This window comes from Vibrio sp. Y58_MX_L22, assembly GCF_024181865.1.
Classification (GTDB): Bacteria; Pseudomonadota; Gammaproteobacteria; order Enterobacterales; family Vibrionaceae; genus Vibrio; species Vibrio alginolyticus.
This window is the reverse complement of the sequence record NZ_JAMZAN010000016.1, coordinates 1-12,875: the sequence shown is the minus strand read 5'-3', so window position 1 is coordinate 12,875 and position 12,875 is coordinate 1. Positions and strand designations below refer to the sequence as shown.

Annotated in this window: 10 protein-coding genes; 5 read left to right on the top strand and 5 right to left on the bottom strand. The window is 46.6% G+C overall.

Features of this window, described 5'->3' with window-relative positions; all coding sequences use genetic code 11:
* The first annotated feature begins 83 nt into the window (after positions 1 to 83).
* The 3 genes from NL626_RS21640 (at position 84) to NL626_RS21630 (ending at position 3,130) form a co-directional block, all read left to right on the top strand.
* Entirely contained in the window at positions 84 to 812 is a 729-nt protein-coding gene (locus NL626_RS21640) for a redoxin family protein (RefSeq protein ID WP_053350732.1), read from the top strand.
* A gap of 191 nt (positions 813 to 1,003) precedes the next feature.
* Positions 1,004 to 2,476, top strand: a complete 1,473-nt coding sequence (locus NL626_RS21635) for a dihydrolipoyl dehydrogenase (protein ID WP_253657717.1) — start codon at positions 1,004 to 1,006, stop codon at positions 2,474 to 2,476.
* A 372-nt stretch (positions 2,477 to 2,848) separates the two neighbouring features.
* Positions 2,849 to 3,130, top strand: a complete 282-nt coding sequence (locus NL626_RS21630) for a DUF3624 domain-containing protein (protein WP_017633527.1) — start codon at positions 2,849 to 2,851, stop codon at positions 3,128 to 3,130.
* A gap of 194 nt (positions 3,131 to 3,324) precedes the next feature.
* Here the strand turns inward: NL626_RS21630 and argH are convergent, their stop codons facing one another.
* The 4 genes from argH to argC form a co-directional block, all read right to left on the bottom strand.
* The gene (argH, locus tag NL626_RS21625; RefSeq protein WP_005381331.1) at positions 3,325 to 5,199 is read right to left on the bottom strand and encodes an argininosuccinate lyase; all 1,875 of its coding nucleotides are present in this window, start codon (positions 5,197 to 5,199) and stop codon (positions 3,325 to 3,327) included.
* A gap of 242 nt (positions 5,200 to 5,441) precedes the next feature.
* Complete coding sequence (locus NL626_RS21620; protein WP_017821738.1) at positions 5,442 to 6,656, bottom strand: argininosuccinate synthase; 1,215 nt, start codon at positions 6,654 to 6,656, stop codon at positions 5,442 to 5,444.
* A gap of 84 nt (positions 6,657 to 6,740) precedes the next feature.
* Positions 6,741 to 7,532, bottom strand: coding sequence for an acetylglutamate kinase (argB, locus tag NL626_RS21615; RefSeq protein ID WP_253657716.1), 792 nt, complete (start codon positions 7,530 to 7,532; stop codon positions 6,741 to 6,743).
* A gap of 21 nt (positions 7,533 to 7,553) precedes the next feature.
* Positions 7,554 to 8,558: an N-acetyl-gamma-glutamyl-phosphate reductase gene (gene argC, locus NL626_RS21610; RefSeq protein WP_005382790.1), complete on the bottom strand. Its 1,005-nt coding sequence runs from the start codon at positions 8,556 to 8,558 to the stop codon at positions 7,554 to 7,556.
* Between the two features lie 144 nt (positions 8,559 to 8,702).
* On the opposite strand from argC, the gene argE reads away from it, so the two are divergent.
* On the top strand, positions 8,703 to 9,839 hold the full coding sequence (gene argE / locus NL626_RS21605; RefSeq protein ID WP_005381335.1) for an acetylornithine deacetylase: 1,137 nt from the start codon (positions 8,703 to 8,705) through the stop codon (positions 9,837 to 9,839).
* Positions 9,840 to 10,111: 272 nt separating this feature from the next.
* The gene (gene ppc / locus NL626_RS21600; RefSeq protein WP_005381336.1) at positions 10,112 to 12,745 is read left to right on the top strand and encodes a phosphoenolpyruvate carboxylase; all 2,634 of its coding nucleotides are present in this window, start codon (positions 10,112 to 10,114) and stop codon (positions 12,743 to 12,745) included.
* A gap of 42 nt (positions 12,746 to 12,787) precedes the next feature.
* On the opposite strand, the gene NL626_RS21595 is transcribed toward ppc, so the two are convergent.
* On the bottom strand, positions 12,788 to 12,875 hold an 88-nt coding region (locus NL626_RS21595; protein WP_138939050.1), incomplete at its 5' end, for an integrase core domain-containing protein.

Here is a 12,875-nt window from a genome sequence, read left to right as displayed (position 1 = left end):
TAATGGGCTCAACAAAACGAAACAGAGCGACGAAAAACGCTAAGCTCTATACGCATAATTTAAAATAGTTAAAGGAAATCATTATGTTTGTATCTAAAGAAGGTCAACAAGTCCCTCAAGTTACTTTTCCAGTTCGTCAAGGTGACGCTTGGGTGAATGTAACGACCGATGAGCTATTTAAAGGTAAGACCGTTATCGTATTTAGCTTACCGGGTGCATTTACTCCAACCTGTTCATCAAGCCATCTACCTCGTTACAACGAATTGTTCCCTGTATTTAAAGAGCACGGAGTGGATGAGATTATTTGTGTCTCGGTCAATGATACGTTCGTGATGAATGCATGGAAACAAGACCAAGAAGCAGAAAACATTACCTTCATCCCGGATGGTAATGGTGAATTCACCGATGGCATGGGTATGTTAGTGGATAAAAACGACATCGGCTTTGGCAAACGTTCATGGCGTTACAGCATGCTAGTAAAAGATGGTGTAGTGGAAAAAATGTTCATTGAGCCAAACGAACCAGGCGACCCATTCAAGGTGTCAGACGCAGATACGATGCTGAACTACATAGCGCCTGACTACAAAACGCAAGAATCCATCACGGTGTTCACTAAACCAGGCTGCCCTTTCTGTATGAAAGCGAAACAAAATCTGATTGACCACGGTCTTCAATATGAAGAAGTGATTCTGGGTAAAGACGCAACAACAGTTAGTCTACGAGCTATATCTGGTCGCACGACTGTTCCACAAGTCTTTATCGGTGGCAAGCACATCGGCGGTAGCGAAGAGCTAGAAGCGTATCTAGGCTAAGCTGTCCATAGCCTACACCCTCGGTCTCCGGTGCCTTTTGGCTCGGAGGCCAACCCTAAACCACTTCTTCTACTAGTCTAGATAAGTAGTCATCTGCCAATAAGGTGACTACTTATCCAGATTCAACTATCCAATTCACTCTCCAAGCTCAATGTAGCTAGCTTGGCTTAAAATAAAAGCGAGAGTTCACGATGAAACAAGTTAATGTCGACGTAGCGATTATTGGTGGCGGGACGGCTGGTCTTGGTGCTTATCGAGCAGCAAAAGCTCATACCAACAGCGTGGTAATGATTGAGGGCGGTCCCTACGGAACAACCTGTGCTCGTGTCGGATGCATGCCGTCTAAGCTGTTAATTGCGGCAGCAGAAAGTGTTCATCAAATCGAAAATGCACCTGGATTTGGGATACACCCGCAAGGTGAAGTACGAATTAACGGACGAGAAGTGATGGATCGTGTAAAGCGCGAACGCGATCGTTTTGTTGGCTTTGTGCTTGAAAGTGTCGATGATATTCCCGCTGAAGACAAACTATCGGGCTACGCGAAGTTTGCCGATGACCACACTCTCATCATAGATGATCATACTCAGGTCACCGCACAGCGCATTGTTATTGCGACAGGATCTCGTCCAGCATATCCGGCAGCTTGGAATGAACTGGGTGATCGCCTAGTGATTAACGATGATGTATTTGACTGGGATGACTTACCAGAGTCCGTGGCAGTATTTGGCCCAGGAGTCATCGGCCTTGAATTGGGTCAGGCTTTACACCGCCTAGGAGTGAACGTGAAGCTCTTTGGCCTTGGAGGACAAGTGGGCCCACTGACAGACCCAGAGGTGATGGCGTATGCAGATAAAGCCTTTAAGGAAGAGTTCTACCTTGATGCAGATGTAAAAGTCGAAAGCATGAAACGCATTGCTTCGTCAGACAATGACGGCGAAGACAAGGTCGAAATCCAATTCATCAACCATGATGGCGAATTAGAAACTTTCGTTGTCGATTACGTATTGGCCGCAACGGGTCGTCGTCCAAACGTCGATAAGCTGACGATCGAGAACACCAATGTGGCGCTCGATGAACGTGGCGTACCAACGGCGGATCACTATACATTGCAAACTTCGGTAGAGAGCATCTTCATCGCAGGTGATGCAAGTAACCAAATTCCACTGCTGCACGAAGCCGCTGACCAAGGCCGTATTGCTGGAGACAACGCAGGCCGTTTCCCAGATATTCGTGCGGGTCTGCGTCGCTCACCAATTTCAGCCGTGTTCTCCGACCCTCAAATTGCTATGGTTGGCGAAACATATAAACAACTAGAAACACGTCTAGGCACATGTGGATGTTTCGCAACCGGTGAAGTCTCGTTTGAAAATCAAGGACGTTCGCGCGTCATGCTTCGTAATAAAGGCATTCTGCATGTCTACGGAGAGCAAGGCACTGGACGTTTTTTAGGTGCAGAAATGATGGGCCCGAATGCAGAGCATCTTGCTCACCTTTTAGCATGGGCGCACCAAAATAGGATGACGATTTCTGAGATGTTAGATATGCCCTTCTATCACCCAGTGATTGAAGAAGGCGTCCGCACCGCTCTACGTGATTTGAATGCAAAACTACACTTAGGGCCAGAAATGGTGAAACATTGTCTTGACTGCGGCCCTGGCTGCTAACGCTTTCAGGCTTCTATCTAAATATAAAGCAAAGCCTCGTCATCAACGAGGCTTTGCTTTACTACTTCGGCGCAATGAAATCTCTCTTACGCTGCCATCATTGCATAGCGGCTGACCATACAAATCGCGACAACACCGATCATAAAGAACCCACCAGCGATACTCAGCGCAAGTTTCAACTCTGTCGACATCATTATATTTCCTGTTAAAGACTGACAGCGCACCATACATCAATTACGTGCCACAAAGCTTTTACAAAGCTAACTTTCCATTTTTGGTTGTGTCATGGCGATCTAAGCCCGTGTAAGAAACGCTTTCCACCATTTAGTTAGATATATAATCTGAAGCAACACTAATGGTTTGGAAAACACTATGACTTGTCGCCGCTGCGAAGAACATTGGTTTTGGAAAAAACTTGGACGTTGCCAACGATGCTTGGATCAATTGACGGTACTTTCTGTACTGTGTTGGATTGTATGGTGGTTTACGCTCAAAGATGATCCACAAAGCATCGAGTCGATCGCTTTGATCTTTGCCGGCTTCGCTTTCAACGTTTTGTTGTTTTTACACTTATGGATGCGTTTTGTCATCTTGCCTTGGCAGCGTCGACGGGGACAAAAAAAGGCGAATAAAAAAGAGAAAAGTGACAGATAGAAAAAAGCCCCAAAACCAATGTCAGTTCTGGGGCTCTCTTAGATTCTTCTAAGAAAAAGCAGTGGTACTTTAATAGACCGGGCTTCCTCTCAAAGGTTCCAAATTTTTTCGTTTTTTTTAGCGAATACTGATGTAAGTAAACAGGAAAATGACTATGTCATTGAATGCTAATAAAATCACTCCACAACTTCAGTTCATGCCACATGCGTTTTTTGGATCACTTGCTCCATTAAATTGATCTCAAGCGCTACCTCATCACATGCATGTTGACGTGGGCACTGATCGCAATCTTTCAGAACTTTCTCCGGCAGTAATGACTTCGATGTCGGTAAAAAGCTTTGCTTCATAAAGAACTCAGGCGTTCGTGTTAGAACAAAGACTTTCTTGATCGCCATCTGGCGCGCTTTCTCAACCAAATAGTTCACAATCGCACTGCCCTGCCCTTGGCCTTGCCAGCCCGCTTCGATACCAAGAGAGCGTATTTCAGCCAACCCTGAGTCATACACATATAGAGAAGCGCAACCCGTCACTTCACCATGATGCTCAGCCACCGCGAAAGAGCCAATATCTCTCACGAGCTCATTACGAGAGCGCGGAAGATTCTCACCAAGGTTCGCCCAGTAAGCAACCATACCTTCCAACGTTTCAATGTCCGTCAAACGTGCAGGACGCACTTTCACCGCCGAGCTATCACGTTGGCTCAGGCGCTTATCCGCTTGTTCTACCGCGTAAGCGACCTGGTGAGGCGAAACACCACCCAAAGCACAACGCTTTTCCAAACACGAATCGATAGTCAGGATGTCATACACATCCGCTTCAATGACCTCTGAGAAGGCTTTTAACTCTTCGATAGACAGTTCTTCTAGCGCACAACCTTTAGCAATAGCACCAACGACCGCGACACCGACGATGTGGTGAGCTTCACGGAATGGGATGCCTTTCGCCACTAAGTAATCAGCTAACTCCGTCGAGTTTGCGTAACCTTGTTTCGCCGCTTCTAGTGTGCGCTCGCCATTCACTTTAATACCGTCAAAACACAGAGCTGCCATTTCCATGCAGTCGTTCCATGTATCTAAAGCGTCAAACAACCCTTCTTTATCTTCCTGCATGTCTTTGTTGTACGCCAATGGCAAGGCTTTAACTGTCATCATCATGCTCGATAATGCGCCATAGACACGCCCTGTCTTACCACGGATCAACTCAAGTGCATCTGGGTTTTTCTTCTGTGGCATTAATGACGAACCAGATGTCACCGTATCCGCTAACTCAATGAAGTTTGACTCGCCTGAATTGTAGAAGATCATATCTTCGGCGAGACGAGAAAGGTGCAGCATAGAAATCGAAGCCACCGACATCAGCTCCATCACATGATCACGATCTGAAACCGAATCGAGTGAATTACGCGTAGCACGGTGGAAACCGAGATTATGTGCTAATTGTTCGCGATCAATCGGATAAGCCGTTCCCGCTAACGCACCCGAGCCAAGTGGACAAGTATCGAGACGCTGTAAGGCATCATTCAGACGAGAGTAGTCACGCTCGAACATTTCAACATAAGCCAAGCACCAGTGAGCAAAGGTTACAGGTTGAGCACGCTGAAGATGAGTATAGCCTGGCAATACGGTGCCTTGGTGCTGTTTAGCAACATGGACCATTTGTGCTTGTAGGCGATCTAAAGCAATCAACAATTGCTGACCTTGCTGACGACACCAAAGTTTCAAGTCTGTGGCGACTTGGTCATTCCGAGAACGCCCAGTGTGGAGTTTTTTACCTAAATCTCCCACTTTACTGATTAGCTGCTGCTCAACCCAAGAGTGGATATCTTCTGCATCAGAGCGAAGAATTTGGTGAGGGTCTTCCATCACTTCTAACTTCAGCTCATTTAAAGCAAGTTCCAGTTTTTGCTGTTCTTCTGCCGATAGCACATCAACAGAAAGCAGAGCTTTAGACCATGCGATTGAACCTACGATGTCTTGCTCAGCCAATCGGTAGTCAAAACGCAACGAATCATTGAACTCTTTAAATCTGGTGTCTGCCGCTTGGGTAAATCTTCCGCCCCATAATGCCATTGCGTCTCTCCTGATGACTATTGCTTACTCTAACGTTCTCGAATGAGTAGTAACCAATTTGATGGTCATTTGCTCACTTTTTCTTATGGGTCAACGTTACGGCAATTTCGACAAAAAATAAAGTATAAATTCAATATTTTTACATATATATTCAAGACAAATTTAGGTACCCGCTTTTAGAAACCAAAAGACCCGCCTATAAATGGCGGGTCTTTATTCAATCCAAGATGGATGTTAAGGGATTATTTCTTCTGGCTGTTCAATGCACGAATACGGCTTGATAGCGAGTAAAGACGGATGAACCCACCTGCATGGCTTTGGTCGTAAACTTCATCTTCACCAAAAGTCGCGAACTCTTCTGAATACAAGCTGTTGTCAGAACGTTTTTGCGTGACTGTCGCTTGACCTTTGTAAAGCTTAACAACCACTTCACCGTTAACGTCTTGCGCTAGCTCTTCTGAAGCAGCAAGGATCGATTTACATAGTGGCGTAAACCAACGGCCATCGTATACAAGGTGAGACGCTTTTAGACCTAGCTCCTCACGGAACTCGAATGATGATTTGTCTAGCACAAGCTGCTCTACAGCGCGCAGCGCTTCCATCATGATGGTGCCTCCCGGTGTTTCATAGCAACCACGAGACTTCATTCCAACAAGACGGTTTTCCACGATATCGATACGGCCAACACCGTGCTTAGCGCCCTTCTCGTTTAGGTAAACCAGTGCGTTGTATGGTGTCATCGCTTCACCATCAACTTCGACCACTTCACCTTTTTCTACTTTCAGCGTGACGTATTCCGCTTCATTTGGCGCTTGCTCTGGGTCGACAGTCCACACCCAGCAGTCTTCGTTTGGTGCGTTCCACGTATCTTCTAAAACGCCGCCTTCCGTCGAAATGTGCCATGCGTTTGCATCACGTGAATAGATCTTAGTAAGAGACGCAGAGCAAGGAATGTTACGCTCAGCGAGGTAATCCAAACACTCTTCACGGCTCACTAGGTCCCACTCACGCCAAGGTGCAATCACTTGTAAGTCCGGTGCTAGTGCTGCGAATGCACCTTCGAAACGCACTTGGTCGTTACCTTTACCTGTACAGCCATGACACAGTGCATCCGCGCCCACTTTACGTGCCACTTCAACCTGCGCTTTAGCAATGATTGGACGCGCCATTGATGTACCTAGCAGGTACTTACCTTCGTAGTACGCGCCGGTTTTTAGCGTTGGGTAAATGTAGTCTGCGACCATTTCTTCTTTCAGGTCAGCGATGTAGCATTCAGAAGCACCGGAGGCTTTTGCTTTCGCTTCAATGCCTTCTAGCTCTTCGGCACCTTGACCAACATCGGCAACGAAAGCCACTACTTCACAGTCGTAGTTCTCTTTTAGCCACGGGATAATTACTGAAGTATCTAGACCGCCTGAGTATGCGACTACCACTTTATTTACGTTCACTTTGCTCATGTTTTTTCTCCAAACTTAACTGGCGCTGCGCTCGGCGGTCAGTGCCAACTACGACTTCCTAATATTGAATTCTTTTGCTGATGCTTATTGAGGCAAGAATTGAGTACCAATACTTTCACCAGCGAATAACTGTGCTAATTTTTCTGGGTAACGCCAGGTCGCGACTTCAATTGGACGGCCAAGATCATTGGCGGCCTCCAAAGCGGCTTTAACTTTGACGATCATGCCATCGGTGATCACATGTCCATCGATCAACGAGTTAGCTTGCTGCTCTGACAGGGTTTTGATCAAATGGCCTTTTCCATCTAATACACCACTCACGTCTGATAACAGGACTAACTCCGCATCTAATGCGCCCGCAACCGCGACTGCTGCTTGATCAGCATTCACATTCATCATCTGGCCATCTTTGGTTAAACCAATTGAACTGATGATCGGCAGTGCATCTGTGTTTAGCACCGCTTGTAATAGTGCTGAGTCACCCGGTGATGCTTTGCCTACCGCGCCGAGTTCTGGGTCAAGTTCTTCAACAAGACACAAACCACCATCCGCAAGGCTAAGGCCCACAGCGTTAAGACCGTCCGCAATCGCTTGACCTTGAAGTAACTTATTCGCAGTGCCTGCAAGCGCGCCTGCAATCACAGGAATTTGATCGTAAGGCGTTACGCGTAAACCGTTTTTCTTAACGGTTTCAAGCTGAAGCTTTGCCATCAACTCATCAACTAGGTAGCCACCGCCATGAACGATGGCGATTTGTCGCTGTGCCGATTTTTGGTAAGCCGCAATGGCACCAAAAAGTTGGCTTAAGGTTTGAGTGCATGATAGAGCTGCACCACCTAGCTTAATGACTAAAGGAGCTTGATTGGTTTGCGTCATCGCATTTCCCTCTTTCAACGACTACAGCAACGCTGTCAGTTCTGGGTAACCGTAATGAATATTGAGACATTGCATCGCTTGACTCGATGCACCTTTAAGTAGGTTGTCGATAGCTGAAATCACAATGATGTGTTCGCCTTGTACCTTCCAGCCGATATCACAGAAAGGGGTATTTTCGACATCCTGAATACGTGGAATACCGTCGCCTTTAAGACGCACCGCAGGCTTGCCTTGATAAGCTTGTTCAAACGCCTGTGCCACTTGTGCTTCTGTCACACCTTGCGCAAGCTTCATGGTGATAGTGGCAAGAATGCCGCGTTTAAAGTTGCCGAGGTGCGGAGTAAAAATCACATCGCAACCCAAGTGCTGAGCAATCTCTGGCTGGTGACGATGGTTAAATACACCATAAGGTTGCAAGCTCACTTCACAGAAGCTGTTAACCATGGAGGCTTTACGCCCTGCACCTGATACACCACTGGTTGCGTTGATCACTGGCCATTGGTTGGTATCGAGCAACGCATGTTCTAATAAAGGTTTGATTGCAAGCTGTGAAGCGGTTGGGTAGCAACCTGCTACTGCAATCAAAGGAGTGGTTTTTATTGATTCTTGGTTCCACTCTGCTAAGCCGTATGCTGCTTTATCTAGCCAGTTGTTATGTTGATGTTCGAAGCCATAAAAAGTGTCGTAAAAGCCTTCACTTTTCACACGGAATGCACCCGATAAATCGAATACCTGACAGCCTGCCTCCAAGAAAGTTGGGGCTAAATCATGGCTGACTTCGTGAGCCGTTGCCAAAAACACCACGTCCGATTCTTGAGCGATTTGCAGTGGATCCGTTAGTGGTAAAACTGGCATATCAATGATGCCCGCTAGCTTACCGTGCAGCTGCGCGATGCTCTTTCCCGCATCAACACTGTTGGCGGAAACGTATAAACCTGATAGCGTGAGTTGTGGGTGTTTATTAACCATTAACGCTAACTCTGCGCCGGTGTAACCGCTGGCTCCAATAATCGTGGTTTTTAGCATTGTGTAACATCCATATACTTAAAGGCTCAAATGACTATTCATATTTAATTTTTGCTTTATTTTGATTTTTTATTCATTAAATATGATTTAATATGTGTTTTACATTTTTGTGGTCTGTCTGTCAACAGGAGATTTGAAGAATCCATGCAATTACCAACTTTTCTAGAGGTCTATGAAGGACTCATCAGCACCTCTTCTATCAGCTCCACGGATCCGAGCTGGGATCAGGGCAATGCAAAAGTCATCGAAAAACTCGCATCTTGGTTTAAAGATCTGGGTTTTAGCGTTGAAGTGATCGAAGTCGAGCCAGGCAAGCACAATATGATCGCACGTATGGGTGAGGGTGAAGGTGGCCTTTTACTTGCTGGCCATAGCGATACCGTGCCATTCGATCAAGGGCGATGGAATTTTGATCCGCATAAACTGACGGAAAAAGACAACCGCTTCTACGGTTTAGGCACAGCAGACATGAAAGGCTTTTTCGCCTTTATTTATGAAGCAGTGAAGAAAGTCGATTGGAGCAAGCAGAGCAAACCACTTTACGTATTAGCCACTTGTGACGAAGAGACCACCATGTTGGGCGCGCGACATTTCACAGCAAACGCCCCATTTAAGCCGGATTACTGCATCATTGGTGAACCCACCAGCCTTGTGCCAATTCGAGGTCATAAAGGGCATGTGGCAAATGCCATTCGCGTAACAGGCAAGTCCGGTCATTCATCGGACCCAGCGCTTGGCGTTAACGCTATTGAGATCATGCATGAAGTCATGTTCGCCATGATGCAACTGCGTGACAAATTGATTAAAGAATATCACCATCCGGGTTTTGCCATTCCAAGCCCTACCCTAAACCTTGGACACATTCACGGTGGTGACAGCGCTAACCGTATTTGTGGTTGCTGTGAGCTGCATTACGACGTGCGTCCTCTTCCTGGCATTAGCCTTGATGGTTTAGAGAACATGTTGCGCGGAGCATTAAAAGAAGTCGAAGCGAAATGGCCAGGGAGACTGGAGATTATTCCATTGCATGAGCCTATTCCGGGTTACGAATGCCAACATGACCACCCATTTATTGGTGGTGTTGAAGAGATTTGCCAAACTAGTTCAGAAACCGTGAACTACTGTACTGAAGCACCATTTCTACAGCAGTTGTGTCCAACCTTGGTGCTCGGCCCTGGGTCAATCGACCAAGCCCATCAACCGGATGAGTTTCTATCCTTCGACTTTATCGACCCCACAATTGATGTGCTTTCAAAGGCGATGGTCAAGTACTGCTGTTAATACGCGTTTAAGCTCGAAAGTCTGTGCAGCTCGATTGAGCTGCATCTTTTTATCTTCACAATTTAGCGCTAGTCTTAACACTTATTTAACTTGTTATTTTGTAATTAATTTTCACTTCTTACTCTATGGCTGCCGTAAATTTGCTCTAAATCAGGAGACAGCGGAATAATTGCAAACTTAGTCTGCTTTATTTGACTATAACTGGTGCTTTTCGCTAGATTGGAGTCTTAACAAGGACAATGGATGTAGTTTTTTTACGAGGCAGGACGACAATGAACGAGAAATACGCCGCACTCAAAAGTAATGTGCGCATGTTAGGCCACTTATTGGGTAACACCATTCGCGATGCCCATGGCGAAGAAATCTTCGAGAAAGTGGAAACCATTCGTAAATTATCCAAATCAGCTCAAGCAGGGAATCAAGCAGACAGGGACAGCTTGATCGAAGAAATCAAACATCTACCTGATGAGCAGCTAACGCCCGTTACTCGCGCGTTTAACCAATTTCTAAACCTCACCAATATCGCTGAGCAATACCACACGATTTCACGCCATTGTGAAGAGCACATTTGCGAACCAGACGCGATTAACTCGCTGTTTTCTAAACTGGTACAAAACGATGTGAGCAAACTGGACACTGCCCAAGCGGTTCGTGATCTAAATATTGAATTGGTATTGACGGCTCACCCAACAGAAATTACGCGCCGCACGATGATCAACAAACTGGTCAAGATAAACGAGTGCTTATCAAAGTTGGAGCTAAGCGATCTTTCTTCTAAAGAGCGCAGAAAAACCGAACGCCGCCTAGAGCAACTGATTGCCCAAGGCTGGCATTCAGACGTGATTCGACAACAACGCCCAACTCCGTTGGATGAAGCAAAGTGGGGCTTTGCGGTCGTTGAAAACTCGCTATGGGAAGCAGTACCGGACTTCCTACGTGAGATGAATGACCGTCTAAAATCTTACCTTGGAGAAGGTTTACCCATTGATGCTCGCCCAGTGCACTTCTCCTCTTGGATGGGCGGTGACCGTGACGGTAACCCGTTTGTTACTCACAACGTTACGCGTGAAGTCTTACTATTGTCTCGTTGGAAAGCCGCCGATCTTTATCTCAATGACATCAACGAGTTGATCAGCGAGCTGTCTATGACAGTTTCAAACGATCAAGTCCGTGAACTTGCTGGCGAAGATCAGCACGAACCATACCGTGCGATCCTGAAGCAATTACGCACTCTGCTCAATGAAACCAAAGATATTCTCGATGCTAAGATCCACGGTCAAAAACTGGCCGTTAAAGCCCCACTGCAAAAAGTCGAGCAACTTTGGGAACCGCTGTATGCCTGCTACCAGTCACTAAACGAATGTGGCATGGGTGTAATAGCCAACGGCTCACTACTGGATACACTACGCCGCGTAAAAGCATTTGGTATCCATCTTGTACGTCTTGATATCCGCCAAGAGAGCACGCGTCACTCAGACGTCTTGTCTGAACTAACTCGCTACTTAGGTATTGGTGATTACGAACAATGGAGTGAGCAAGATAAGATTGCTTTTCTAACTAACGAGCTGGCATCTAAACGTCCGCTTCTCCCTCGTGATTGGGAACCGTCTGAACCCGTCAAAGAGGTTTTGGATACCTGTAAGATTGTTGCAGCACAACCGCGTGAAGCGTTTGGCGCTTACGTTATTTCAATGGCACGTACCGCTTCTGATGTACTAGCCGTTCATCTACTGCTACAAGAAGCAGGTTGCCCTTACCGCATGGATGTGTGTCCTCTGTTCGAAACGCTAGACGATTTGAACAACGCAGAATCGGTCATCAAGCAGCTTATGGGGATTGACCTTTACCGTGGTTTTATCCAAAACCACCAGATGGTCATGATTGGTTACTCTGACTCAGCGAAAGATGCAGGTGTTATGTCTGCTGGTTGGGCTCAGTATCATGCGATGGAATCGTTAGTTAAAGTGGCTGAAGAAGAAGGCGTTGAGCTAACTCTATTCCATGGTCGTGGGGGCACAGTCGGTCGCGGTGGCGCACCTGCGCATGCTGCGCTTTTGTCGCAACCACCAAAAAGCTTGAAAGGCGGTTTACGTGTAACAGAGCAAGGCGAAATGATCCGCTTTAAACTGGGACTCCCAGATGTCGCAGTAAACAGCTTTAACCTATATGCAAGTGCGATTCTGGAAGCCAACTTGTTACCGCCACCGGAGCCAAAACAAGAATGGCGCGACTTGATGGAAGTGCTATCAGAAGTAAGCTGTGAGTCTTACCGAAATGTGGTTCGTGGCGAGCCAGATTTCGTGCCTTACTTCCGCCAAGCAACACCAGAACTCGAACTCGGCAAGTTGCCACTTGGTTCTCGTCCTGCAAAACGCAACCCTAAGGGCGGAGTAGAAAGCTTACGTGCAATCCCGTGGATCTTCTCATGGAGTCAAAACCGTTTGGTACTTCCTGCATGGCTAGGCGCAGGTGAAGCGATTCAATACTCGATCGATAAAGGCCACCAAGCATTGCTCGAAGAGATGTGCCGCGAATGGCCATTTTTCTCAACTCGTCTCGGCATGCTGGAAATGGTGTACTCGAAGTGTAATATTGATATCTCTCGCTACTACGATGAGCGATTGGTGGATGAGTCGCTCCGTCCACTCGGTGAAAAGCTTCGTGCTCAGCTTCAAGAAGACATCAAAGCGGTACTGAATGTAGAGAACAATGAAAACTTGATGCAGCATGACCCTTGGGGACTCGAGTCTATTCGCTTACGCAATATCTACGTTGAGCCATTGAATATGCTACAAGCAGAGCTGCTATACCGCACGCGTCAAACCGAAGAAGCTTCTGCAAACTTGGAAGAAGCGTTGATGGTGACGATTGCTGGTATTGCTGCTGGTATGCGCAACACAGGCTAATCGTTTCATTGACCCGTCCTGATATGGGTTGACACTTTTTAACTAAAACGCTCGATGTACTTCATCGGGCGTTTTGTATTTTAAAGCCGTATGAGGCCTCATTTGATTATAGATATCTACGGACTCTGCT